The following is a 24,905-nucleotide window of genomic DNA, read 5'->3' as shown; positions in this document are numbered from 1 at the left end:
CTCCCGCTCTTGTTCCCCATTCTCATGTGATTGGGCTCACGGGCCGCTCGGGCCCCGGCTTCGCCCTGTGCTGCCCGCTCTTGCTCGCTCCGCTCGCGGGCCGCTCGGGCCCGGGGCTCAGCCTCCGGGAGCGAAGACCCAGCTGTTGGGCTGGTCGCCCGTCGTGATGCGGCCTGCGGTGCGGCCGGCGAAATGGGTGCCGATGATGAGACGGCCATCGGCCCAGCGGGGGTAGGCGTCGAGGCGGGTCGCGGTGGAGCTGCCGTCGCGGTTGTAGTCGGCGCTGGAGGCGAGGTCGGGATGCGCGAACTGGAGGGGGTGGTGCGTCATGTCCCCGGTGATGACCGCCCGCTCGCCCGCAGACTCGATGATCACGCTGACATGGCCGGGGGTATGGCCAGGCGTCGGTTCGAACCAGACCTCCCCGTTGATGTGGTGATCCAGCGCCACCAGGTCGCCGAGGCCAGCGTCCATGACCGGCTCCACCGAGTCTTCGAACACGGGGCCGTAGTCCTGCGGCTCGGCGCGCCAGTAGTCGAACTCCTTTTGTGCGAACAGGTAGCGGGCGTTGGCGAACGTGGGCACCCACTCGCCGTCGACGAGGCGCGTGTTCCAGCCGACGTGATCCACGTGCAGGTGGGTGCAGGCCACGGCGTCGATGGTCTCGGGGGCGAATCCGGCGGCAGTGAGGTCTTCGAGGAAGGGCGTGGAGAGCTGCTCGAACGGCGGCGCGCCGGGACGCGACTTGTCGTTGCCCGCGCAGGTGTCGACGACGATGCGCATGCCCTCCGATTCGATCACCAGCGAGTGCATCGACAGGCGCATGCGGCCGTCGTCGGTGACGAAATCGGGCCGCAGCCAGTCGTAGTCGTCGATGAGGTCGTCGGCCCCCGGCAGCAGCACCGAGAACGGCCAATGCACCTCCATCTCGGAGACGCGGGTAATGCGGACATCGCCCACCGTCCAGGTGATCGGCTCGGGCGTTTCGACGGTCGGCATCGTTGGGACTCCTCGTTGTGTTGCGGCGCGCGGCGCCCGTCACAGCGATGACGTTGCGGGACGCCGACGAACCGCCACACTATTGCCGCCCCACATCCCCCTGCCGTGCCGAGTCATGAACACATTTGCCTCCGACACACCTGATCCCGGCGATCCGACCCGCAGCGAGCGGTTCCGCGAAGCCGCCATCGCGGCCGAGCTGGAGACAGGCGAACGCGAGCCGACCCGTCAGAAGGCGTGGCGCAGTTCGATGCTCCGGCTGGTCAGGATGGGCTTCGGGTTCAGCGTGGTGGTGCTCGGCGTCATCATGATGCCGCTGCCCGGCCCTGGGATGCTGGTGGTGGCCGTGGGCCTGGCGATCCTGGCTCGGGACGCAGCGTGGGCCGACCGGCTGCTGGGCAAGGTGAGAGAACGCCTGCCGTCCAATGCCGATGGCAAGCTGCCCCGCTCGACCATCGCCACCATGGTGCTGCTCGCCGCGGCGGGCATTGCCGCCTCGATCTGGTTCACAGTCGGCGACATCAACCCGCTCGACGTGATCCTGTTCTGGCGGAACTGAGGGCAAGGCCCTCAGTTCCTTATGTCGCGAGCGGGGGCGAAGCCCCTTCGCTCGCAGAAATCTGCACGGGCGTTGAGACTTCGCTGAAGAAGTCGTTGCCCTTGTCGTCCACCACGATGAAGGCCGGGAAGTCCTCCACCTCGATCTGCCAGACCGCCTCCATGCCCAGCTCGGGGTATTCGAGCACCTCGACCTTGCGGATCGAGTCCTTGGCCAGCCGCGCCGCAGGTCCGCCGATGGAGCCCAGGTAGAAGCCGCCGTAGCGAGCGCACGCCTCGATGACCTGGCGTGACCGGTTGCCCTTGGCCAGCATGACGAGGCTGCCGCCGGCGGCCTGGAACTGCTCCACGTAGGAATCCATGCGCCCCGCAGTCGTGGGGCCGAACGAGCCAGAGGCGTAACCCTCGGGAGTCTTGGCGGGGCCGGCGTAATACACGGGCCGCTCGCGCAGGTAGTCGGGCAGCCCGTCGCCGGCGTCGAGGCGTTCTTTGAGCTTGGCGTGGGCGATGTCGCGAGCCACCACCAGCGTGCCGGTGAGTGACAACCGGGTCTTGACGGGGTGCTGGGTGAGCTGGTTGCGGATGGCGTCCATCGGCTGGTTCAGGTCGATCGGCACCACCCCGGATGACAGCTCCCGTTCCTCTGTCTCGGGCAGGAACCGGGCGGGGTCGGTCTCGAGCTGTTCGAGGAAGACGCCGTCGGCGGTGATGCGTCCGAGTGCCTGGCGGTCGGCCGAGCACGAGACAGCGATGCCAACGGGGCAGCTCGCTCCGTGACGGGGCAGGCGCACCACCCGCACGTCGTGGCAGAAGTACTTGCCGCCGAACTGCGCGCCGATGCCGAACTCGCGGGTGAGCTCGAGGATCCGGCCTTCCCATTCGAGGTCGCGGAAGCCGTGGCCGGCCTCGCTGCCGGCGGTGGGCAGCGTGTCGAGATACTTGGCCGACGCGTACTTGGCCACCTTCACCGCGAACTCGGCCGAAGTGCCGCCGATCACCACCGCCAAGTGATAGGGCGGGCAGGCGGCAGTGCCCAGCGTGCGCAGCTTCTCGTCGAGGAACCGGGTGAGGCTGTCGGGGTTGAGCAGGGCCTTGGTCTCCTGGAACAGGAAGCTCTTGTTGGCCGAGCCGCCTCCTTTGGCCATGAAGACCAGCTCGTACTCGTCGCCTGGTGAGGCGTAGATCTCGATCTGGGCGGGCAGGTTGTTGCCGGTGTTGCGCTCGGTGAACATGTCGAGCGGGGCCATCTGCGAGTAGCGCAGGTTCGAGGTGAGAAACGTGTCAGCAACTCCCTGGGAGATCGCTGCGGCGTCGTCGAAGTCGGGCTCGTCATCGGTGCCGGTGAGCACCCGCTCGCCCTTGTGGCCCCAGATGATCGCCGTGCCGGTGTCCTGGCAGCTCGGCAGCACTCCCCCGGCGGCGATGTTGGCGTTCTTGAGCAGTTCGAGGGCGACGAAGCGGTCGTTGGCCGAAGCTTCGGGATCGTCCAGGATCGCAGCGATCGAGGCCAGATGGCCGGTGCGGAACAGGTGCGAGATGTCTCGCATGGCCTCAGCAGTGAGCAACCGCAGCGCCTCGGGCTCGACCTGCAAGAAGCGCCGCCCCGCGGCAGTGACGGTCGAGACATAGTCGGACGTGAGGTGCCGGTAGGTCACATCGGCGGGTCCGGTGGGAAGCAACTCCACGTGGGTGTAGGTGCTCATTGCTTCATGCTACGGACGCTTGCACGCTGGCGAGCCGACCACACCGGCACGTCGGGTTTGCGACGCGTGCGGGCGGTGTCGGCGCGATGCCGAATCTTGCGGCGAGAATGGCGCCGTGGCTGGTGTCGAGTCGATCAATGCGATCACGCTGCGGACCGCCGACATGGCGGCATCGGTGCGGTTCTACGAGGCACTGGGCTTCCGGCTCAGCTACGGCGGCGATGACGCGCCGTTCAGCACGCTGCGCAGCGCCGAGTGCTTCGTCAACCTGATCGCCGTGGACAGCCCTGCGGGGGCCGAGACCGGCTGGGGCCGGGTGATCTTCCATGTCGACGACGTGGATGCGCTGTATCAGCAAGCGCTCGACGCGGGCCTGACGCCGCAAGCAGCTCCCCGGGACGCCCCCTGGGGTGAGCGCATGTTCCCCATCTTCGACCCAGCGGGACACGACCTGAGCTTCGCCAAGCGCATCCGCGCCTACGAGGTAGACCACCCCGAGCTGTGATCGGGGCACTCGCCGCTCGCGCCCGCACCGTGGACCAGCTTGCGACGAGCAGCCCATGCTGCACGCGCCCTGAGCGATGGCGGCGTACCGTCGAGGCGTGAGCGAGGGGCTGTTCGAGGCTGCGGGCGCAGAGCGCTTGGCCCGCCAGGCGCCGCTGGCAGCACGGCTGCGGCCCCGGACGCTCGACGAGATCGTCGGCCAAGACCATCTGCTCGCTTCTGGACGGCCGCTGCGGGAGCTGATCGAGGCCGACCGGCTGTCGTCGGTGATCCTGTGGGGGCCTCCCGGCACCGGCAAGACCACGCTGGCACGTGTCGTCGCTGCGCTGACAGCCAAGGAGTTCTGCGAGCTGTCGGCGGTGAGCGCCACTGTCAAGGACGTACGCGAGGTCATCGCTGACGCCCGACTGCGGCTCGGCGAGCACGGCCGGGGCACCATCCTGTTTCTCGACGAGGTGCACCGCTTCAACAAGGCCCAGCAGGATGCGCTGCTGCCGGCGGTCGAGGACGGCCTGATCGTGCTGATCGGCGCCACCACCGAGAACCCGCACTTCGAGGTGAACCCGCCGTTGCTGTCGCGCTCGACGCTGTTCCGGCTGGTGCCGCTCGACGACGCTGCGCTGCGCACCCTCATCGATCGGGCGTTGGAAGCCGAGGGCGCCCAGGCCGACGCTGACGCCATCGACCACATCGCCGCCCGCAGCGGCGGCGACGGGCGCCACGCCCTCACCAGCACCGACGTGGCGGTGGCGCTCGCCATGCGCCGCCAAGAGGCAGAGGCCCTCGAAGCCGTCGAGATCAGCGGAGCAGCGCACGCTGCCCGTGAGGGATCGGCCGGGGGCACTCACGTCACGCTGGCCGATGCTGAGCACGCCGTGGATGCCAAGGCTGTCCGCTACGGCGCCGACGGCCACTACGACACCATCAGCGCCTTCATCAAGTCGCTGCGCGGCTCCGATCCCGACGCCGGGCTGTACTGGCTGGCCCGCATGCTCGACGCCGGCGAGGACCCTCGCTTCATCGCTCGCCGCATGGTCATCTTGGCCTCGGAGGACATCGGCATGGCAGACAGCTTGGCCCTGCTGGTGGCCGAAGCCGCCGCCCGGGCGGTCGAGTACGTGGGGCTGCCGGAGGCGCAGCTCAACCTTGCACACGCGGTGGTGCGCCTCGCTACGGCGCCAAAATCGAACCGGGTCACGGTCGCGCTCAGCCGCGCCAAATCCGATGCCCGCTCCGCCGGCACCGGCGAGGTGCCGATCCACCTGCGAGACGCCCACTACCAAGGCGCGGCGTCGCTCGGCCACGGCGAGGGCTACGTGTACCCGCATGACGACCCGAGCGGCTGGGTGCCCCAGCAGCACCGGCCCGACGAGGTAGCCGGCAACGTCTACTGGGAACCCTCCGAGCACGGCCGCGAACGCGACCTGCGCCCCGCCAAGTCCGCCGAGCAATCCAGCGAACCAGCCGCCGACTGACCACAATGGAGGCACTATGAGCGCGAACGCAGCAACGCTGGGACTCACCGAGGTACCCATCGTCGAATACGGCGATGTCGAAGACGACATGGTCGCCTACCGGGCAGCCGGCACCGAGCGGGCGATGCAGCTCGGCAACCGTGGACCGATCCGCTTCACCGACAGCGGCGACCTGCATCCCGAGATTGCCGAGGCCTACTCGCGCTGCGGCTTCTACGTCTTCACCGGCGTGCTCGGCGCTGACGAGCTGGCCGACATCGAGGCTGACGTCATCGACCTGCTCGACCGCTGCCCCACCGGCCCCGACTCCGACATCGATCGGCACGGCCGCCCGGCGCTCGATGCTGGCCGCACGGGCAAGGCCATCTCGTTCGTCCGCCCGCTGTCGGATCCCTACGGCGGCACCGATGTCGCCCACGGGCGCCATCCGTTCAAGATGTTCGAGCCCGCAGCCCCCGACGGCTCGCCGGAATGGGTGGCGCAGGTCATCAGCGGTTCGCTGCAGTACTCCGAGGCCTGCCTGCGGGTGTACGCGCACCCCGGCCTGCTGGGCGTCGCCCAAGCGCTCAACGGCCCCGATTTCACGCCGTTCAACGAGGTGGTGTGGATCAAGCACCCGGGCCTCGGCGGCTCGGTGGCGTGGCACCAGGACGGCTGGACGCACTGGGACCATCCTGAGCTCGACGAGGGCACGCACGGCTTCAACTTCATGGCCCAGCTCTACGGCTGCGATGCCACCAACGGCCTGTGGGTGGTGCCCGGCTCGCACCGCATGGGCAAGCTGGACATCAAGGCGATGTGCCAGGCAGCAGGCTCAGACCGGCTCCCCGATGCGGTGCCGCTCATCTGCGAGCCCGGCGATGTCGCGATCACCAGCCGCCAGGCCATCCATGGCTCGTTCGCCAACACATCCGAGCGGCCGCGGGTCACCATCAACTTCGGCTTCCACCGGCGTCGCTCGGTGCTGGGCGTGCGCAGCGGCGGCGTCCACAACCCGATCTCGCTGTACGACGAGGTCTACATCGCCGAGCGCTCCCGGGTGATCGGCTGGGCGATCGATGCCCGCAGCAAGCGCTTCGGTGACGAGACGCCGTTCGTGTACCAGCCCAACGTGGGCCGCGAGCACGAGTTCGTCTGGGATGACGACGCCCGTGAGGCCATCAAGGATTACAACCTCAAAGACCTCGGCATCTAGGTTTCGAGGGCGAGCACGGCACTTGGGCCGATGTGCAGCTTCACGTTGGTGCCCACTGCGGGTCCGTGGGGGGTGATGGAGTCCAGGGTGGTGGCGACGCCTCCGATGTCTGCTTCCAGCCGCAGCTCGTAGCGGTCGCCGCGGAAGCGACGCCGGACCACCGTTGCCGGCAGTTGTGCCGTCACAGCGTCTGCGACGTCCGCGCTGGCGCCGTCGTCAACCTCCACCTCGATGCGGTCGGCCCGCAGCACGAAGCTGTCCGAGCGACCGGCTGCCTGAGCCAGCTCCGGCGGCACTTCGGAGTCGAACACGTTCGTGTGACCCAAGAATCGGGCCACCTGGGCGGTGCGGGGGTCTGTCCACACCTCTTCGGGCGTGCCGATCCGCAGCAGGCGACCAGATGCCATCACCGCAATTCGGTCGGCCAAGGCAAATGCCTCGTGATGGTCGTGGGTGACGTGCACGGCAGTGACACCGACCTGGTCGAGCACGGGCCGCAGTTCGTTGATGAGCCGTTCGCGCAGCAGCCGGTCGAGCGAGCCGAACGGCTCGTCGAGCAACAGCACTCTGGGTTCGGGGGCGAGGGCCCGTGCCAGCGAGACCCGCTGCGCCTCGCCGCCCGACAGCGTGGCCACGTCGCGGCCCTCGAAGCCCGCCAGGCCCACCAGCGCGAGTACTTCGGCCACTCGCCGGCGCCGTTCTGCGAAGGGCACTCTGGCCATGCGCAACCCGAACGCCACGTTGCCCTCGACATCGAAGTGCGGGAACAGCACCTCGTCTTGGAACATCAGGCCGATGCCGCGCTGGTCGGGGCGCTGACCGGTCAGGTCGCGCCCGTCGAGTTCGATCTGGCCGGCGTCCAGCGGCTGCAGCCCCGAGGCGGCCCGCAGCAGCGTGGTCTTGCCGCAGCCCGATGGCCCCAGCAGCACCACCATCTCGCCGTCGCCGACCGCGAGGTCCACCCCGTCCAGCGCCCTGAAGCCGTCGAAGTGAACGTGGGCACCCGTGATCCGCAGCGTCCCGCCGCCTCGCCCGTCTGCCATGTGCAAGACGCTACGCACTCCCCGACGCCTGCCTGAACAGGTTTCTTGACGCAAACTGATGATTCGCGAAGGGAAGGTCTGGGGAATGACGGAGAGGTTGAGCGGACGGACGGCGTTGGTGACGGGGGCAAGCCGGGGTATCGGCGAGCATTGCGCCCGGGCCTTGGCCCGGGACGGTGCACGGGTGGCGCTGGCGGCGAGAACCACCGACGATTTGGATCGAATCGCGGCCGAGCTGCCGCACGACCCGGTGGTGATCGAGAGTGACTTGAGCGCGGAGGGTGCCGGGGCCGATCTGGCCGCCGCCGCTGTTGATGCTCTCGGCGGGGTCGACATCTTGGTGAACAACGCCGGCCGGGGCGAGCTGCGAGAACCCGGAGGCGACCAGGCGGTGCTGCAGCTCAACTACCTGGCGCCGCTGGAGACCACGCGGGCGCTGGCGCGCCAGATGGGCGAGCGAGGTCACGGCTCGGTGATCCACATGTCGTCGATCGCCGGTTCAGTCGGCGTGAGCGAGCTGCCCACCTACGGGGCGACCAAGGCCGCTCTGGATTCGCTCACCCGCTCGCAGGCAGCCACCTACGGCCGATTCGGCATCCGGGTGAACGCCGTGGCGCCCGGTTTGATCATCACCGAGATGTGGGCAGCCGGCCGCGAGATTCCCGGTCTCGCCGACGGCCTCGAGCGCCACATCGCCCTAGGCCGATGGGGCGTGCCCGAAGAGATCGCCGACGTCGTCGCCTTCCTCGCCAGCGACGAGGCCCGCTACATCACCGGCCAGACCATCACCGTCGACGGCGGCTACCAAGGCGTCACCGCCTGGGCCAACTATCCCGCCCCGAGCTCGTAAGCGCGTCAGACCAGACCGCCCGACGCCTTGCGCCCCGACAGCGAGACCCAGTCGTCGAGCCGGACGGGATCGGCCAGCTCGATGCCGTAGCGGCGGTAGGCGGCAGCAACCGACGAAGTCTGGGCTGCGGAGATGCCGCCGATGGCAAGCCAGCCTCCAGGTGCGACTCGCTCGGCAATGTCGCCGGCTAGCGGCATCAGCACACCAGCAGTGATGTTGGCAACGACCACGTCGTATGTGCCGAGTTCGGCGCCGCCGACAGGGACTACGCCGAAGCTGGCCACGGCGTCGAGTCCGTTGCGCTGGGCATTGGCCTCGGCCGTCGCGATCGCTGCCGGTTCGATGTCGATGCCCACCACTTCGGCAGCACCCAGCCGGGCCGCTGCCAGCGCCAGCACCCCGCTGCCGCACCCCACGTCGAGCACCCGCTCGCCGCCGCTGATGTGCTCCGCGAGCCACTCAGCGAGGAGCCGGGTAGATGGATGAGTGCCCGCTCCGAATGCCTCGCCAGGGTCGACCTCGACCACCGCCGCAGCGTCAGCGTCCGCCCACGGGAAGCAAACGGCCAGCTTCCCGCCGACCTGCGCCGCACGGTTGCGGTTTCGCCACCCCACGGCGTGCGTCTCGTCAGGCGGCCCCAGCACAGCGGCGTGACCGTCGGCGCGCAGCTGTGCCACCACTTCTCGGGCGGCGCGGTCGTCGGTAACCCGAACCCGACTCACCCACCGGCCCCGCCCGAGCCATTCGTGCGTCACCGTCAGCGCCGCTGTATCCAGCCGTTCCGGCAGCGGGGGTATGAGCAGCCCGCCATCTGGCGCTTCACCGCCACCCATCCCCAGCGGAGCATCGTCGGCGAGCACGACACACGCACCGCCGTGGCGCTCGTCACCCCACAGCGCAGCCGGCGGCTGCGGATCGCTCACCCCAGCATTCTCGCCATCAGACCGTCATGACGCCGCGTTCGGCCCGTCACAGCCCATCGCTAGGGTGGTAGCCCGCCGAACGGGGCCCGCACAGCGTGGGTTCCGCTAACCACCTGGGGGTGATCGGTTTCGACTTTGACGGTTGAAGTGAGAGAAGCGAGCCGTGGTCTCCGGATCCACGAAAAAGAGCCGGAAACAAATACAAACGCCAACGTCGATCAAGACGATCTGGTGCTCGCAGCCTGATCTCAGGTTGTGAGTTCGGCCCGATAGCCCCAGTCCTGCGGGCGTCGGTGCCATCATCTGCAGGGCTCGCCCGCCGCCCGTGCCGACGGGGCGCCGGGGACACGCACAGACGGCTACGGCGACTGGCAGGGTGTCGCTGCCCGCCATCGCCCGACAATCCCCCAGCGACTGCGCTCGGAGAAGACTCACCGAAACGTTGAAGGACGCGGGTTCGATTCCCGCCACCTCCACGCGGGCCGGTGCGCTGCATCACCCGCAGGTCGGCGCTGCCGCAGTGGATGCACGTCATGACGACCTGCTCTGTATGCGTCGGGCGAGCAGCCCGGCGGCCCAGGCCGCCTCGGCGCGCCGCCGCCTGCGCCGCAGCACGTCGCGCACGAGCGCCGCCGTCACCCCGTCTCCTGTTCCTCACCGCTCGATTGCTCGGTCGCTGCCTCGTAGAGCCAGCCGGGGATATCCGCCGCTGCGAGGCGCATTTCGATGATCGCCGCCCTGTGCTCATGCAGCGTGAACCACTTGTCATCTACACCACCGACCGTCTTCCACCATGCGGGTTCGGGCGTAACACCGCGCAGCCACATCGGAGCGTCGTAGAAGTTGGCGTGCACCAACTGATTGCGAAGCCCGCGGAGCTTGTCAAGCGCTTCGACGACGGACTCCGGGCACCCACTTTTGCGCAGAGCTTCGATCTGTCGCTCGCCGGGCCATCCCATGAACTGCTGTACGGCATCACCGATTGGCTGCATGTCGTTCATCGCCAAATCACGCGCAAGTTTCTTGCGAGCGTGCGCGCATTCGACATGGAACATGACACCCCACAGCAATTGGCTGTGCAGCATCACAAACTCGCCCATCACCCTTGCGGTCTCCACACGGAACTCAGCCAGCACGCGGTCCATTTCAGCGCTGCGCGGGGCGTTTCGTTGGACCATCTCTAAGACTTCTGGCGGTACGTCCTCAGGCGACATCTCCTCGAACTCAATCGTCATTCCGCTTCTCCCTAATCTGCGGCCCTCGGGTTTAGTTTCCCGAACTCCCGGTAGTGGCTCACAGCAGCGTCTCCAAAGGCGACGGCAGCCGCCCGACCTGCGCGGCGCTCATCGGACCGCCCCGCACGCCGCTGTCTGTGTCGCACCAGCGCCGCCACCGTGCCCGCAGCCGCCACCATTGCGAGCGCCGCGTCGGCGGCGAACGCTTCCCTGCGTGCTGGCGGGCGCTGCGGCTGCCACCTCAGCGCCACATCGTGCGCAGGCACCACCAACACAGCAAACACAGCCACAGCCGCCGGGAAACACACGACCCAGCCGGCGCACTCGCCGCCCGACGGCTCACGGGGTTGCCTCGCTCTCGGCCGCAGGCAGCAGCCGGGGTGTTGGGGTTCGGCCGAGTCGATTGACACAATGCCGACGGCCACGATGGCCGGCACGGCAGTCCCGGCCTCAGCGGGCTCCCTTTTGGCGATTGCAGTCAGCGCACAGCATCTGGCAGTTGTCGTCGGTCGTCTTGCCGCCCGCCGACCAGGGCGTGATGTGGTCGCCGTGCATCTTGCCTATGGCGAAGTGCTCGCCGCAGCCGTCCGGCTTGACACAGATGCCGTCTTGCCGTTCGTAGGCGCGGCGCTTCTGCGAGTCGTCGAACGTCCGCAACTGGAGATGCCGCTCATCGTCGGTCAGCAGATAAGGGCAGATGCCCGCCTGTCTGCGGATTTCGTCGTCGTCGATCAGCTCTGCTACCCGAGCGTCTAGCGCTGCTGCGTCGAAGTCACTGTCGCCGTGTTTGCTCCACAGCGTTCCCCAGTCAGCCGCATCTGTGATGCCGGGCCGCACAGTGGGGAACACCGACTTCGCCCAGCCGACCACGGTGCGGAAGTGCTCGCGCAGCTCAGAGGCATCGGGGGCGTGCTGGTGCTGACCCATGTAACGCTGCACGTCACCGCCCGAAATCCACTCCAGCGCCTTGCGCAGCAACTCCTGGCGGATGGGCGAGCCCTTCACGTATCCGTCGGCCAAGCCTCCGGCGGCGGCGTTGGGCCGCGAGAAGAACGCCTTGGCATCCTCCAGCCACGGACCTCGGAAGACGGCGTTCAGCAGCTCTTGGGGCTTGAGCTGTTCGCCTGCGAAGTTGATCGTCTTGAACCACGCGATCTTGTCGTCCTCTGACCCCTCGCACACATACACGCTCAGCCGGTAGTCGAGTACCTGTTCCTGTTCGTCGGCGCTGAGGTTGTCGAAGAACCGGCCGTCATGCGAGAAGTCTCTGTCGGCATAGCGGGCGATCGAGATGGTGCGCTGCTGACCGTCCAGCATCTCGTAAGTGCCGTCGCCGCAGTCGGCCCAATACATGACGTTCAGCGGATGCCCTTTGCGGAGCGTGTCGATCACGGCGACCTGCTGCTTGGGTTTGTAGACGAACTCCCGCTGGAACGACGGCCGCACGCACAGCAGGCCGTCGTAGGCCCACACGCCCTGTGCTCCGGCAGCGCCGTCTGTCGTGTCGTCGCTGTAGCCGTCTACTAGTTCCCGCACCGTGACCTCGATCGGAGTGATCTTCACGACGGTCTCCGGCGGATCAATATGCGCGAGTACGGCACGGTGACCTCTCCGTCCACCACCATGTAAAGGTCGCCGTCGACAGCTCCCCGCTTCTGGATTGTCTTGCGATACTCACGGTGCTCTGGCTTGTACGGCCGCACACCGGCAGCCAAACCCAAATTGGCGATGCCGACCCCGAGAATCTCGAACTGCTCAGGATTGTGCTTGTCGAGATACGTGATGGGCACCCCCATCGGTCCGTGGTAATCCTCGGGAATCTCCGCCACCTTGTTGACATTGATGGCTTCGTGGTTCTCATACGTGCAGTACGCCTCTGGCGTGTATTGCTTCCACAACTCCAGTCGCTCATGGCGCTTGGCGTGGTCGAGGTTCGTGAACCAGTTCACATCCCCGCGGCTGATGTAGCGAACGCCGTCCTCCATTTTGTTGCGGGCTTCGGTCTGGACGTGGTCGTAGTCGTCTGAGACCCGGAACCACTTGTTGCCGCCGTTGTTGACTCCGAGCCAAACTCGGCCGTCTTGGATCAGAGGGAATATCTCCTTGTACTTGGTTGCGTTCTGATGGCCGATGACTAGGAACTGTTTGCCGTGTTCGATGAGCTGGGTGATGTACTCGCGGAACAGGCTGAACGGCGGATTAGTGACAACGATGTCGGCCTGTTTGAGCAGCTCGATGCACTCGGAACTGCGGAAATCGCCGTTGCCCTCCAGCGGCCGCCAAGTGTTTCCGCCTTTGCGCAACAACCATTCGACATCGGCGAGGTCGACTCGGCCGTCATGATTATGGTCGGCCACTTCTCGTATGTCGATCATGTGCGCCTGCGACTTCTCGGCCTCGGGTATGCCCCGGCCCGCGAAGTCGAGCTGCAGGTGCTCGCCAGCCACAGGCGACCCTGAGTAGCTAGTGGCGATCAGCCGCTTGAGCCCAAGCGCGTTGAACTGGGCGGCGAAGAACTTGAAGAACTCCGACTCGTACGGATCGTCGCAGTTCAGATAGACGGTCTTGGCGGTGAAGTGCGGCCGGTAGTGCCGCAGCTCCGCTTCGACGTCCTCGCGCTGTGTGTAGAACTCGTCTCGCTTGGCGGCCTTAGCGGCGTTGAGGTCGCGATTGCCCGTCATCGCCAACCATCATGCCTCGTTGGCCTCAGCGGGTGTCGGTCCTTCCGCCGAGTCAAACTTCGCAGAGGGTGACCTAGCGATCCTGATTGCCCCAGTCCCGTCCAACGATCCCCGGTCGGCAGCCCACAGCGCCCATCGTGCTCGTCGTGCCGGCCGGCGCAGCCGCGCCTCGCATCTTGGCACCGGGCTCACTTTGCGCCCGGTCGCGGCGGTGCGGCCGACAGCGAGCCGATGCCCGAGACGGCCGGCTTGGCCGCCGTGGCCGTCTTGGGGTCTGTTTGCAGCCAGGGTGTTGGGGTTCGGCTGTCGATCCATGCCGCTACTTCGCCGCTGTGCCAACCGATAGCGCGGGCGGCGAGCTGGTAGCTGGCGGGGAAGTCGCCTGCGGCCATGAGCTTGTAGATGGTGGTGCTCCCCAGGCCGGTGGCAGCCTTCACGTCGTCACGCCATTCTCCACTTAGTGAATCTCGGGACGGGGTCCGGCGTCGGCGCAACTGTGCACACCCAATTGTGCACCGGCTCGAGCCCCGCTTGTCGCCCGCCGACGAGGTCGCCTTCCGCTGCACACCGTGATCGCGATCCGTCTCCGAGTTCCTGCGCGGCATTCGCTCGCCCGGCTTGTCCGGGCCTCGGTGCCGGCATTTCTCCTAGGTCTGGGGATCAGCCGTTGTCGTCCAGCAGTCTGCGGAGGACGGTTGACGCGTGCGGTTCGTAGCCCGCGGTCGGCAGCTCTGCGGGCGGTTCAACCAGGAGAACCAGGTCGTATGTGAGCGAGACGAGGCCGACCACCAGCCTGGTCGCTCCGATCTGGGTGATCGCAGGCCGGTGTACCGCCTGGTTGCTCGCGTCGGTCCAGTGATCGATTCGCTTCCCCAGATCGTCCAGCCGGAACTGAAAGTCGGAGGCTTCAGAACTATCGAGAGCGTCCTCGGCGAACGCCCAAAGCCGGTTCTTCCATTTGTCCTGTCCCAGCTCTCTGCCGTTGCGCTTTTCGTCGGTTGCGGGGAACAGCCGGTCCGCGAGCCGTTCGAGGAAGCGCCTGCATGAGAGTCCCGATTGGGCGTACTGCTCCGCTGTACGCGCCGTGCTCAGAGCGAGCAGCGCAGCGTGGAGCGCCTCGACGAGCCCCGGGTCCAGATCGCCGACGCGCAGCATCACCTCGCGGGAGACGCCTTCCAACAGGTCGTCGAGCAGGTCCTCCGCTTCGGCGAGCACCGCGCCGTGGCCCGCGGACTCGAACCCGTCGAACATCGTTCCCTTGAGGCCGATGTTCTCCCAGGCCACGTCGTCGAACAGGCCGCTCCATCGCCAGTAGTCGAAGGACTCCAAGTCCCTCTCGTCGTCGCCGGCCACTTCTGTCGCGTCGTGCAGCACTCGCAGTTGGTTCCCTACGAGGCGGTACCCGTGCAGCAAGGTGGCTCCGTACAGCAACCAGTGCGTCTCGTCGTCCAGCCGGACCGCCACGGTTCCCGCATAGTCCGAGTACTGGGTCAGCTGCGAGTGGGCGAGTTCGGCTTGCTTGCGGGTCAGCCCCTGCACGAGCAGCGCGTAGAGTTCATGTCGGCCGATTGCCTCGATGTAGGGAGCGCTCGACAAGTCAAATGGGTTGAGATCCAGCATGCTCTTGGCTTGCCGAGGCAGCGCGCCTGCGTCCGTCAGATCGTAGATCGGCAACGATCCGCGCCTGATCGCGACGTGACATCTGGTGGGCATCCCCAGCAGAACTGTGAACAGGCGCCTGTCCACATCGCGCCACCTGTGACCGAAATCGACAAAGTGAATTGCGTAACTCATGGAATCCTCCCAGCGATTGGTCACACCAGCAGAAAGCGCTCGACGGTGACGCCGCTCAGCAGCGTCGCACGGGCCGCTCACAAGACACGGGCGCTAGCATGGGTCCCCATTCGAAGGCACACGGCGCGGCCTCGGCGTGCGTTTCTGCGGTGCTTTCCGACACGGCTCACTTCGGCACTGCGTTCCAGTCCGGATCGGACACAGGGTCCGCGCGCGTGGTTGGGAGCACGGCTGCAACTGCCACCGTCACTACCGGCGGCCCGCTCGCGTCACGCGCACAAGTCCAGCGATGAGTCCGGCTCGCCTTGGGACGGCCGTCGAGTGCCGCCAGCTGTCGCAGGTGAACCCGTGTGCACCGACGGTGAACGGCACCGCTATCGCTCCGATGATCAAGTAGAGGGCGTTGGCGGACATGTCAACTGGCTTTCTAACTGAAGGAATGGCGGCCTGCCGGCCGGGTTGACCTGCTGATGCCAACACGCCTCAACACGATTCAGCAGTTAGGTCACCTTCGCCCAGCGGCCGTGGCACCGGTCCAATCGTTCGCGCAGGCCTCAGACTTGCCAACGCGACCGGAATGATGCAGTTGGGCAACTGAGCGGTCTAATCGCAGGCTTGGCACAACATGACGAGCGCACTGATCCATGCAGGCACCGCCACGCCTACCGTTGCCGCTACAGCTATCGCACGCGTAATGAACACCGGCAGTCCGCTAGCGAGTCGCTCAACAGTGCGGTCGGCTTCCCTGTCCGACGCGAATGTCCGCCCTTGGTGCCACCGCTTCGTGAAGCGCCCGCACGACGTAAGCAGCTCGGTGGCATCGTCAAGCCCGCTTCTGATGCTCTCCCCATAGCGGCCTGCGGGGTTTCTAGCCACTGAGTACTTCAAGCCAGCAGGCACGTATTTGTCGTTGGGCAAAGGCCCATGCTCGGCTTCGATCTCATCGTCAACAAGGGACCACACCTGGTGCTGCACAAATACGAAGTAGCGGAATTGGTGCCGCACCGCTCGCTTCGGCTTGACGCCCTCGCCTCCGCAGGCCACGCAACTGTCGCTGTGCACCGCCGTGTCAGTCTTGCAGGTGCATCAGCAACGGCACAGTGCGGTTCAGACTCGTTCAGTCTCGGAAACGTCCGATCCACCTGCAGCGCGGCAGCGAACCGCCAGTCCGGCGCGCTTTAGCACGGCCACAGCCATCAGACGGATCTACGGCACCGCATGTCCGAATTCGAACGCGAACCGCTGACAGCGCCTGCCCTCACGGCGCCCGTTGCCAGCCGCCGATGCCTGTGTGTCAGATCACATGGCGCGGCAACCTGACGTCACCGGTCTGAAACTGACGGAGGTTGTTGACAGTCGGGATTTCTCGTGAGACGAAGTCCTGATGGACGATCGAGAACAGCAACGCAAGATCCGGCATTGGTCCTGGGCGCGGCGTCGACACGCCGAGGAGGTCTCAGGAAACGTCGCGGCGACGTGCCGCTGTGCGGGATCAGCCGGACGGTGTTGCTGCAGGTGGCGGAACCGGTTCGAGGAGCTGGGTGCCCAGGGGATGGGGACCCACCTAACGATGCCCCACCGCGACCTAGGGCGAAGTGGTGAAGCGGATCGTGCATCTGCGCCAGAACTACCACTTCGGTCCCGCTCGCATCGCGATGTACCTGAAGCACTGCCACGACGTCGAGATCTCCCCCTGCGGGGTGTGGAGGGTCCTGCACCGGCTGGGTCTTGGCCGGCTGCCGGCCAACCAGCGCCAACAGCGCCGCGCCCAGCGCCCGAAACGTTACGAGAAGCAGCGCCCGGGCCATCGGGTGCAGATCGACGTGAAGCTCCGTCGCCCGGATCGACAGCGTCACGACCAAACAGCACCGCCACCTCACCGCCATCGAGGGCTGCACCGGGCTGCGCGTGCTGCGCATCTGTCCCAAGCCGACCAGCGCACCACAATCGGGTTCTGCGACTACGTCACCGAGCGGCTCCCGTTCCCCGTCGAGGTGACCCCGGACCGACAACGGCCCGAACTACACCTCAGACAGGTTCGCCGAGCTGCTCGCCGAACGGGCCATCACCCACCGCCGCACCCAGCCGTACCGGTCCCAGACCAACGGCAAGGCCGAACGGTTCAACCGCACCATCGTCGACAAGTTCCTCTGCGCCCGGGTGTTCCAATCAGAAACCGACCGGCGGGTCCGCCTGGCCCGCTGGATCCACGATTACAACTGCCACCGACTCCACACCGCCATTGGCGGCCCGGCCCCATCACGCGCGCACAACCTCACGCGAACCGACAGCAGCGGTCACTCACCGATGTGATCCCCCAAACTTGCCTCAAGCTGGTCTTCCCCGAGCCTGAATTCACATGCATCTCACCGACGAAGTTCGCTCAAGCTGGCCCGCCCAAGCAATCCAATGCCAGCCCACCTAGCTGGAGATAGTGAATGCTGCCTCGTAGCCGTCGTCCAATAGATCTTCGTAGATGGTCGTCGTGCACATCCGATCCCAAGACCAGCCGAGAAATGCCGCGAATGGTGCTGGCGCCATCAGAACGAGATCGATCTCGCGGCATTCGATGCTGGCTCGGATCCAGTCTCGGATTGCAACGGCGGCAGACAGCGCATCATCAGCGTCAGCGAGCAGCGACTGATGCGGTCGCTCCCCGATCGTCAAGGTTATGAACCGGCCGTGCTCTGACGACAGCAGCGTACGTCGGACGTCATCGGTCCCATCTGTCGACATTGCGACGACAATGAGAGTCGGGCCGTTACCGAACCGCTCGTCGGTGAGGATGTTGACGCTGCGATCGGTTATGCGGCGCTGGTCTGCGACCCAGACCCCGCCCCGGTATTCCACGGCAAGGTCGAAACCTGCCACGCCTCGGAGTGCTGCACCCAACGCGAACCAGCACGGCAAACGCAGCGCGCCCCGCAACAGGACGCGCGTGTTGTTCTGTTCAATGAGAGTCGTACGCAGCGCAGCGAGATCATCCGACAGGGCTCCGTTCCAGTCCGCTGGGTTGATCATTCCGCGACGGTTCGATGCTTCGGTGCCCCTGAATCGTTCGACCCAGTCCAGGACATTGTTCGCATCGGCAACTGGCTCCCGTCTCAGCCCTTGGACGACGATGACGGTTCTAGGATTTTCGGCCCGAATCGCCATGGACTCTGCTGCTGTGGCGATCTGTTCCGGTGTGCGCGGGTCGCGGGTGTCCTTTACCCAATCTCGGACCCAGGCGAGTGCGACGCCCACAGCTGATTTGTCGGCTTGAATGCCAGCGGCGGCCGCAATGTCGGCCACTCTCGTTAGCCACTCTGCTTCAGTTTGTCCGACGCGAATAGCGAGAGCGTCAAAGAACTCGCAAAGCTCTGCCTCAGCGCAGCCGAGGTGATTGGCGAGTTCTCTCCTTTCTGCCGTGAGCGCTTGCGAGTTAGCTCGGCGCAGACCCGTGCCGATTGAATTGCGACGATCAGTCAGCGCTAGCACACCGTCGCGTCCGTCGAGGGGTCTTCCTGTGATGAGCTCCAGTCCCGTAGCTGGACGGCCGAGGTCGACCCAAGACTTGTGCAGCTTCTGAAGCAAGCTCGGCGACGGCCTACCGGCTCCGGAGCGCTGGGGCCGATCCGTTAGCCAATGGATGTTCGCCAGGTTCGCACTCGCGACCGTTGCCTTGACCTGGATGAACTTGGATTGGCCGTCGGCGAAGCGAACGACGACATCGTCGACGTTCCCGACGTCGTCGGCCTCGACAGCTACGGATGAAATGCCGTCCGGCTCGGCAATTGCGCGTAGGCACCAGTACCACACCACGAGGTGTTGCAAGTCGTCGCCGGTGATCCGGGCCCCGGAACTACTCGGCTTCGATGTCGCGTCTAGAGCAGTCATTCGCTCTTAAAGGGTGGGGTCGGCGGATTGGTTGCGATCGCATCGGCGACTACGTCGATCGTGATCGGCCGATCTGGGAACGCCTTCAAGACGGCATCCGGGAGAACACGATGCACGAGGTCGGAATACGTGTAGCCGTAGCCGCATCCCGTGTCTCCCGTTAGATCGACGAGCTTCTCGATTTCAGTCGAGCTCAGCCCGCAGCCGGCTAGTGCCTGACTGAGCACCTCTAGGCGGTGAGCATCGTCAGGCCGAGTGAACTCGAATGCTGCCGCGGCACGACGCCGAACGGCCGGGTCCAGGGCGCTCAGCCTGTTAGTGCACATCACTACCAGGACGGGGCGACGCTCGGCCGCCAATGTGTCGATTCCGCGGATGAGGGCATTCACTCCGGCCCGGTCTTCGTGATGCATCTGTCCGAATTCGCGGGACTGGGCGATCGCGTCGGCTTCATCGATGATCAGCACGAGTGCATCCCCGCTGCGCAGGCCCCGGCCACGCCTGATGACCTCGTCGAAGGCATCACCAAGAAGACGCGTCATCTCGCCCACCGCGCCCGCACCTCGAGAACGGAGGCTGAGACGGAGCACTGAGACGTTGATGTCACGGTCTACCGCCACTTGCTGAGCGAACGTCTCTGCGAGAGTGGACTTCCCAGTGCCGACATCGCCGGCAAGCACGAACAAGGGTGTTCGTTCGGCGAACGTCTCGACGATCGGCAGCACCGAGCCGTGAGCGGCGGAAGACCACGCCCGCAACGCGCTGGGATCAAGCAAGACCGCAGCGTTGGCGACCAACGCAGCCTTGACCGAGTCGAGGCCGACGAGGCGATCCAGCCGTTGCTGCGCAGAACGGTCGGGCAATTCAAGTTCATCGTCGAAGAGGTCCTGGCTCATAGCGGTCTGAAGGCCCCTCGTGCGACCCCGGTGCCGTTTGACGAGTAATTCCGGTCTGAGCTCCAATATCCGCCGCTCGTGCCGGGCTGGGGCGCTCCTGTGCGCGATGTGGGCAGTGAGTCCTTGATCCGGCTTCGCTCGCTCGCTGGCAGAGATTTCCACTTCGGGCTGTACGTCAGATATGAGTAGAACTGTGCTCCAGCGATATCGACTCCGCGCGGGATCCCGCCCGCACGGTCGTCTGCGGCGAGCGTCCCATCGTTGCGGGCGGTGTACTCCAAGGCCAATACCCAGCATCCATTGCGGCGATAGCCGTAAGTCACCGTGCCCAGATAGCCACGATTGAGGAGCTGGGCGGCTTCCTCGCCAAAGGCTTCGATGCCAGCATCCGTCGGCGAGCCATAGGTCTTCTGCAGCAGCTTGAGATCGGTCTTGATCTTGGAGGTCACGTATCGGGCGTTCGCGATCGTGAAGGTGTTGGTGTGCGTCGTCGTCATGCTCATGAGAATCAGCCCTTGAAGGTTGTGCCGAGAACGATCTGCCAACAAGCGACCGCCTGAGCCTTGGTGGTGGCGAAGCCCGCTTCAACGAGAGCATCCAAGGCCGTCTCGGCCCGGGCCACGATGCGTAGCCGGTCCTGGTCGGTGTAGTGGACTGCGACGTTGTTGTCGGGGTTGACAGGGTCGAAGATCTCAATTGCGGCAGTCGAGGCAGCGGGGAGATCGCTGGCCGTGTAGTAGTCGTCGAACGCGATGCGATCATTGAGTCCGCTGTCAACGATGTACTCGAACACCGCTGTCAACGCAGCGATGTGGTCGCTGAAGGAGATCCCGCTGTCGGACAGGTGAGCGACGATCAGTTCTGCCATGAACGACTTGAACTTGAAAGTCTCGTCGTCGCGCTTCTGGTTGCGGACCCACCACTTCAAGTACCGGACGACTTGAGCCAGATTGCCCGGGTGATCGCTCTTGCGCGCCCGGATGAAGTCCAGGTGCATCGGAATGCTGGTCAGCAGCCGCTCGCCGGTGTCCTTCGCGACGAGGTAGCCCTTGCCGTCGCCATCCCCTTCGTCGAGGACGGGGACAACATCGACGTTGAGCCCGGACGCGAAGGTGATCGTCGGGCAGTGGGTGCCCGGCTGAACGGCGTCATGGGCGATCGTGGCGCCGTAGACCTCCCGAAGGCGGTCCGTCATCCACAGGACGAGGTTCTCATCGCCGAGTGCGTCGGCCTCGACGTAGACCCCCACATCCATGTCGTTGAGGTCGGCGAGACCCGTTCCCTTGGCGACGCTGCCCGCATGGAGCATTCTCACCAACGAGAACCCCGGGTTGTTCGCGATGTGGTCTTCCAGCCGCTTTCGCAGAAAGCGCACGCGGTCCCTGCCGGCGCTGACCTCGTCGATCTTGAGGTTGATCCTCTTCTCGGCGAAGGCTTTGAGATCGGTGTTCGTTATGTGTGGTGCCATCTGGTGCCTACCCTTCCTGGTGGTGCCTGCCCCGCGATCAGGGCAAACGTGGTCTCAGGCACCGCACTGCAGGTGCCCTTCACCTCCTTGTCGAACGGGCAGCCCGAAATACAACCCCCTGCGGCAGGATTCTTTGGTTCAGGTTCGCGGACGGGCGTCGGCGTACACGACTCTCACGTTGTCCGGATCCGTCGCGGCGAGCTGGCGAGCGATCCGTTCTTCGTACGTCGTGACAATCAACTGCGCGACGGTGTCCGTCTGTCCAGCCCGCACGATCGTGCGAGCGACTGCCGATCGGCGGCGGGGGTCTAGGTGCTCTAGCGGTTCATCGAACCATACCGTCGGAATCCGCGTCGTCGATGCCGTGACGAGGAGACGTGCGATCAGAATCGCTGTAGCTCGTTCGCCACCGCTGAGGTCAGCGATGTCTAGGGTGCCGTTCGCAGCATTCACGCTGAGTTGGCCAGACGGGTCAAGCGTCAGGCCCTCGGTACCGAAGAGGAGCTTCCACCGTCCTGCGAGTTCTTCGATCAGCGGATCAATCCGGTCGCGCAGAGTCTTGTCCGCCAGTTGGTTGAGTACTTCGATCGCGGTTGACAGCAGCTGTTCTTGATGGGCCGCCGAGCTCAGAGCAGCTCGTTTCTGCTCAATCCTCGTGCCGAGAGCAGCCTGATCAGCCTCCACTGCCGCAATCGCCTGGAGCCGCCCTGCCTCTTCTGCCAGCGATTGCTCGGCCTCCCGGATCTCACGTAGCTGCTCGCCAGATTCTGGGCCGGGATCTGGGTCCGCGGGAGGGCTTGGCGCGTGTAGCGCTGCAAGCCTCGCCATGAACACACTCAGCGTGTCGAGACGATCCTGCGCTGCGGTCTCGGCCTCTAGAGCCATGCCCGCATCGCTGTCTGCTTCCGCAATTGCATCTCCGTGCTGCGCCAAGGCGGCATGCCGCTCGTGCTCACTCAGTGGTCGAAGACACGTCGGGCATGTCGTCACCGGGTTCGCGAGCAGATCCGACGCGCCGGCAGATCTGGCACTAGCTATCTCTAGGTCTGCCTTGGACTGTCGTGCTTCAGTCACCAATGCGGTCGCTTCTTCGCGTGCCGCAATGAGGCTCTGCTCTGGTGCATCGGCGTCTACCTCCATCACCTCACCGACTTCGACGAGAATGGCTGCAACGGCGCTGTTGTGAGCGACTGTCGCTTCGCGGTACTCATCCCACCGTCCGGCAAGTGACGCGTCAGCTTCAGATTGTCTGCGCTGAGCGGCGATTTCCTGTCGACGCTCGGTGATCGTGTTGAGCTCAGCGGCAGCGTTGGATGCCGTCGTCTGTCGCGAGACCACAGCAGATTCCTCGTCGTCGAGGTCTGCGCGCATGTCCGCAACACGCTGAGCAACCGCCTTGCGGGCGTCTTGAAGTCCCGTGGCCGCTTCAAGCAGCGGCTTGACGCCGAGCGTCGCAGCAAGATGATCACGCACCGGAAATGCAGACTTGGCCGCCGAGAGCTGAGAATCATTGAACATGAGACGGTCAATCAGCCCACGATCGGCCTTCCACCGGTCGACCAGCAGCGACAGGTACTGGCCCTCTTCGACAGCCCTCCCATCAAGAGAGGCCGCAAACGTGGTCCTGCCAGCCGGCGTGAGTGATCGCTCGACCCGCAGCGTCTGCTCGGGCTGCTCAAGCCCGACTTCTACGGAAACGGATGCCGACGGCGACCCGAGCCTGACGGCCGATCTCGCCTTGCGATTTGCTGGCTCACCAAGCAAGCACCACCGCACGGCCTCCATCAGCGACGACTTCCCGACGCCGTTGGGAGCGACGAAGAACACCACCTTCGAGTCGAGATCGATCGCGGCGTCCTGATAGGCACGCCAATTCTGGAGTTCGACGAACCGAATCACGATCTCGCCTCAAACAGTGACTCGATCTCCGCCTGCACATCCTCGCCGCTCGCAGAACGGCGCTGAACCCGTCGTGCCCAGTCGATGAACATCTCGTCGTCGCAGCCGAGCACAAATGCCCGCGCCTCCTTCCTGTGCTCCAACCGCGGTCGTGTCGACGCCAACTCCTGCTTGACTTCCTGAACGATCGCCACGACGTCGGAATCAATACCGCCCAGCACGTCGGACATGTCCAGGCCCTGGATCGCGCCCCATCGCGGATCAGATCGCTCGAGATAGCGACCAAGCGCAATCTCAAGTGGCTCACCATCGGAAACGGCAGGGGAGTCGGCCCATCCTGATGCGGGATCGAGCATCCGATGGCTCTCCGCGTACGTCAGCACCGCCGACTCGGTTCCCACCGTCGTCGTGTAGGCAACCGCCGAGAGATCCTCGGCGAGGGCGAATGCACTCCGGGCATGCGCCGACATCGCTGCTCTTGACGTCCCCTCTGGGACGACCACGATGAGCACGTTCTCAACCATCGAGCGGCACTCGAAGCGGCGCTCGAATTCGGTCCCGTCTGTGGCCGCAGGCGTACATGCCACGCTGAACCGGCGCTCGACCTCGGCAACTGCGGCCGTGACCGGATCGTCCCGATCAGCCGATGCCTGAAGCGGAGCGCCTGTAGGCGCACCTACCAACCCGAGACGAATGGCCACCGGGTCACGTTCAAGCGGCGGGGATCCAGGGGTTGCGTCGACAAGGGCTTCCAGGACTCTGAAGGCACCCTCTGCTGCATTCGACAAGTCTTCATCAAGACCAGCCAGGTCGGGCTCGGGGCCGCCTTCTCGGAGGAACCGCAAGTACTCCTCGATCAAATCATCAGGAATCATCGGATCGGAGTCACCCGCCATCGGGCCGATCCTTTCTCAACGCAGTCTCAACGCATCTTCTCAGTGCCGCAATTGCGCGCTCGACCATGCGTCGACACGCCTCGTAGGTGGTGCCTCGGCGCTCGGCGTACTCCTTGAGCGGCATCGTTCCGTCGATTGTGCCCTCCACGGTGGCACTGACGACCGCCCGCTGGTCGGCAGTGAGGTGCTCCTTGCACTGCTGCACGATCTCCAGCGTCTTGGCGTCCTCAAGTTGATCGCGGGCTGAATCCTCATCTGAGAGCCGCAGCAGATCCATCCCGAGTTTCCGGTCGTCGCGCCTCTCCCGCAGTATCCGCCTGCCCCGGTCGATCCCCCGACGATGCGCGATCGTGCGGGCCAAGCCGAGCAGCGACTCAATCTCAGACCGGTCCGACAGCCAGAGCTCATTGAACGCCTGCACTACCACATCCTCGACGTCATGTTCGCTCGGCAATGACCCCACTGTGTTGCGGATACCGTTCCTCGCGCCAGCCTTCATCGCTCCTTCTACGTCCACGAACAGAGCCAGTCGTGCAGGGCCGTCATCACCAGCCACCCATTCATCGGGTCGCGGCGTTTCCGTCACCGTCATCACTGGTTAGTCGACCGGGTAGAAGAAAATACAACCGTCTGACCGCCAGGGATCTCGCTCCCCGGTCGATGCGGACACCCCCAGAGCCCCGGCGGGCAAGGCCCTACTCGACCGAATGCGGCCGCGTCAGACTTGGCTGCGTCACCCTGCCCCAACTCCACCGGCAACGCCCCTAAGGCGACTAAGAGGCCCATGAGCCGTCCCCTGACTGAACCTGCACGCACAGTTTGAGACCCCTCGCCCAGCCGTGCGGCGACAGGAGTGTAACTACACGATTGTGAGAAGCTACGGGCCGCAGCGCACGCAAGACCCCGG

Annotated in this window: 22 protein-coding genes and 1 other RNA gene; 7 read left to right on the top strand and 16 right to left on the bottom strand. The window is 65.5% G+C overall.

What is annotated here, in order from left to right:
- Positions 1-117 precede the first annotated feature (117 nt).
- Positions 118-999 (bottom strand): MBL fold metallo-hydrolase, encoded by an 882-nt coding sequence (locus ACOGI8_RS05385; protein ID WP_419855860.1) that lies wholly within the window; start codon positions 997-999, stop codon positions 118-120.
- 115 nt (positions 1,000-1,114) lie between these two features.
- Between ACOGI8_RS05385 and ACOGI8_RS05380 the strand changes: the two genes are divergently transcribed.
- Complete coding sequence (locus ACOGI8_RS05380; protein ID WP_419855859.1) at positions 1,115-1,558, top strand: PGPGW domain-containing protein; 444 nt, start codon at positions 1,115-1,117, stop codon at positions 1,556-1,558.
- Positions 1,559-1,577: 19 nt separating this feature from the next.
- On the opposite strand, the gene ACOGI8_RS05375 is transcribed toward ACOGI8_RS05380, so the two are convergent.
- Positions 1,578-3,260 carry a fumarate hydratase gene (locus tag ACOGI8_RS05375; protein ID WP_419855858.1) on the bottom strand — a complete coding sequence of 561 codons (1,683 nt, stop codon included), beginning with the start codon at positions 3,258-3,260 and terminating at the stop codon, positions 1,578-1,580.
- 115 nt (positions 3,261-3,375) lie between these two features.
- Between ACOGI8_RS05375 and ACOGI8_RS05370 the strand changes: the two genes are divergently transcribed.
- From ACOGI8_RS05370 to ACOGI8_RS05360, 3 genes are all read left to right on the top strand, one after another.
- Complete coding sequence (locus ACOGI8_RS05370) at positions 3,376-3,765, top strand: VOC family protein (RefSeq protein WP_419855857.1); 390 nt, start codon at positions 3,376-3,378, stop codon at positions 3,763-3,765.
- A 97-nt stretch (positions 3,766-3,862) separates the two neighbouring features.
- The gene (locus ACOGI8_RS05365) at positions 3,863-5,239 is read left to right on the top strand and encodes a replication-associated recombination protein A (RefSeq protein ID WP_419855856.1); all 1,377 of its coding nucleotides are present in this window, start codon (positions 3,863-3,865) and stop codon (positions 5,237-5,239) included.
- A 16-nt stretch (positions 5,240-5,255) separates the two neighbouring features.
- On the top strand, positions 5,256-6,434 hold the full coding sequence (locus ACOGI8_RS05360; protein WP_419855855.1) for a phytanoyl-CoA dioxygenase family protein: 1,179 nt from the start codon (positions 5,256-5,258) through the stop codon (positions 6,432-6,434).
- Here the strand turns inward: ACOGI8_RS05360 and ACOGI8_RS05355 are convergent.
- Complete coding sequence (locus ACOGI8_RS05355; protein WP_419855854.1) at positions 6,431-7,477, bottom strand: ABC transporter ATP-binding protein; 1,047 nt, start codon at positions 7,475-7,477, stop codon at positions 6,431-6,433. The genes ACOGI8_RS05360 and ACOGI8_RS05355 overlap by 4 nt on opposite strands.
- An 85-nt stretch (positions 7,478-7,562) precedes the next feature.
- Between ACOGI8_RS05355 and ACOGI8_RS05350 the strand changes: the two genes are divergently transcribed.
- Positions 7,563-8,327 carry an SDR family NAD(P)-dependent oxidoreductase gene (locus tag ACOGI8_RS05350; RefSeq protein ID WP_419855853.1) on the top strand — a complete coding sequence of 255 codons (765 nt, stop codon included), beginning with the start codon at positions 7,563-7,565 and terminating at the stop codon, positions 8,325-8,327.
- 5 nt (positions 8,328-8,332) lie between these two features.
- On the opposite strand, the gene ACOGI8_RS05345 is transcribed toward ACOGI8_RS05350, so the two are convergent.
- Complete coding sequence (locus ACOGI8_RS05345; RefSeq protein WP_419855852.1) at positions 8,333-9,250, bottom strand: 50S ribosomal protein L11 methyltransferase; 918 nt, start codon at positions 9,248-9,250, stop codon at positions 8,333-8,335.
- Positions 9,251-9,365: 115 nt separating this feature from the next.
- Here ACOGI8_RS05345 and ssrA point away from each other — a divergent pair.
- Positions 9,366-9,729, top strand: a transfer-messenger RNA (tmRNA) gene (ssrA, locus tag ACOGI8_RS05340).
- Positions 9,730-9,885: 156 nt separating this feature from the next.
- Here ssrA and ACOGI8_RS05335 read toward each other — a convergent pair.
- The 5 genes from ACOGI8_RS05335 to ACOGI8_RS05315 all read right to left on the bottom strand — a co-directional run bounded on the left by ACOGI8_RS05335 (position 9,886) and on the right by ACOGI8_RS05315 (position 14,840).
- Complete coding sequence (locus ACOGI8_RS05335) at positions 9,886-10,485, bottom strand: hypothetical protein (RefSeq protein ID WP_419855851.1); 600 nt, start codon at positions 10,483-10,485, stop codon at positions 9,886-9,888.
- Between the two features lie 450 nt (positions 10,486-10,935).
- Positions 10,936-12,048, bottom strand: a complete 1,113-nt coding sequence (locus ACOGI8_RS05330) for an HNH endonuclease family protein (RefSeq protein WP_419855850.1) — start codon at positions 12,046-12,048, stop codon at positions 10,936-10,938.
- Positions 12,045-13,166 carry an adenine-specific methyltransferase EcoRI family protein gene (locus ACOGI8_RS05325; RefSeq protein ID WP_419855849.1) on the bottom strand — a complete coding sequence of 374 codons (1,122 nt, stop codon included), beginning with the start codon at positions 13,164-13,166 and terminating at the stop codon, positions 12,045-12,047. The genes ACOGI8_RS05330 and ACOGI8_RS05325 overlap by 4 nt, the downstream gene beginning before the upstream one ends.
- Before the next feature lie 188 nt (positions 13,167-13,354).
- Complete coding sequence (locus tag ACOGI8_RS05320; protein WP_419855848.1) at positions 13,355-13,603, bottom strand: helix-turn-helix transcriptional regulator; 249 nt, start codon at positions 13,601-13,603, stop codon at positions 13,355-13,357.
- Positions 13,604-13,826: 223 nt separating this feature from the next.
- The gene (locus ACOGI8_RS05315; RefSeq protein WP_419855847.1) at positions 13,827-14,840 is read right to left on the bottom strand and encodes a hypothetical protein; all 1,014 of its coding nucleotides are present in this window, start codon (positions 14,838-14,840) and stop codon (positions 13,827-13,829) included.
- Between the two features lie 2,166 nt (positions 14,841-17,006).
- Here ACOGI8_RS05315 and ACOGI8_RS05310 point away from each other — a divergent pair.
- Complete coding sequence (locus ACOGI8_RS05310) at positions 17,007-17,273, top strand: integrase core domain-containing protein (RefSeq protein WP_419856368.1); 267 nt, start codon at positions 17,007-17,009, stop codon at positions 17,271-17,273.
- 108 nt (positions 17,274-17,381) lie between these two features.
- Here ACOGI8_RS05310 and ACOGI8_RS05305 read toward each other — a convergent pair whose 3' ends face one another.
- The 7 genes from ACOGI8_RS05305 to ACOGI8_RS05275 all read right to left on the bottom strand — a co-directional run bounded on the left by ACOGI8_RS05305 (position 17,382) and on the right by ACOGI8_RS05275 (position 24,590).
- The gene (locus tag ACOGI8_RS05305; protein WP_419855846.1) at positions 17,382-18,764 is read right to left on the bottom strand and encodes an SAVED domain-containing protein; all 1,383 of its coding nucleotides are present in this window, start codon (positions 18,762-18,764) and stop codon (positions 17,382-17,384) included.
- Positions 18,765-18,835: 71 nt separating this feature from the next.
- Positions 18,836-19,735 (bottom strand): AAA family ATPase, encoded by a 900-nt coding sequence (locus ACOGI8_RS05300; protein ID WP_419855845.1) that lies wholly within the window; start codon positions 19,733-19,735, stop codon positions 18,836-18,838.
- Positions 19,732-20,238 carry a hypothetical protein gene (locus tag ACOGI8_RS05295; protein WP_419855844.1) on the bottom strand — a complete coding sequence of 169 codons (507 nt, stop codon included), beginning with the start codon at positions 20,236-20,238 and terminating at the stop codon, positions 19,732-19,734. Before ACOGI8_RS05295 ends, ACOGI8_RS05300 begins: the two co-directional genes overlap by 4 nt.
- Before the next feature lie 5 nt (positions 20,239-20,243).
- Entirely contained in the window at positions 20,244-21,203 is a 960-nt protein-coding gene (locus ACOGI8_RS05290; RefSeq protein ID WP_419855843.1) for a CBASS oligonucleotide cyclase, read from the bottom strand.
- Positions 21,204-21,341: 138 nt separating this feature from the next.
- A complete protein-coding gene (locus tag ACOGI8_RS05285; protein WP_419855842.1) occupies positions 21,342-23,102 on the bottom strand; it encodes an AAA family ATPase in 1,761 nt (586 codons plus the stop codon).
- The gene (locus ACOGI8_RS05280) at positions 23,099-23,998 is read right to left on the bottom strand and encodes a hypothetical protein (protein ID WP_419855841.1); all 900 of its coding nucleotides are present in this window, start codon (positions 23,996-23,998) and stop codon (positions 23,099-23,101) included. The genes ACOGI8_RS05285 and ACOGI8_RS05280 overlap by 4 nt, the downstream gene beginning before the upstream one ends.
- Positions 23,988-24,590, bottom strand: a complete 603-nt coding sequence (locus tag ACOGI8_RS05275) for a hypothetical protein (protein ID WP_419855840.1) — start codon at positions 24,588-24,590, stop codon at positions 23,988-23,990. Before ACOGI8_RS05275 ends, ACOGI8_RS05280 begins: the two co-directional genes overlap by 11 nt.
- Positions 24,591-24,905: the final 315 nt, after the last annotated feature.

Origin of the sequence: Candidatus Poriferisodalis sp. (assembly GCF_965204195.1) — a bacterium.
GTDB lineage: Bacteria > Actinomycetota > Acidimicrobiia > Acidimicrobiales > Poriferisodalaceae > Poriferisodalis.
The sequence above is the reverse complement of the archived record's forward strand: the minus strand, read 5'-3'. Positions and strand labels throughout refer to the sequence as shown.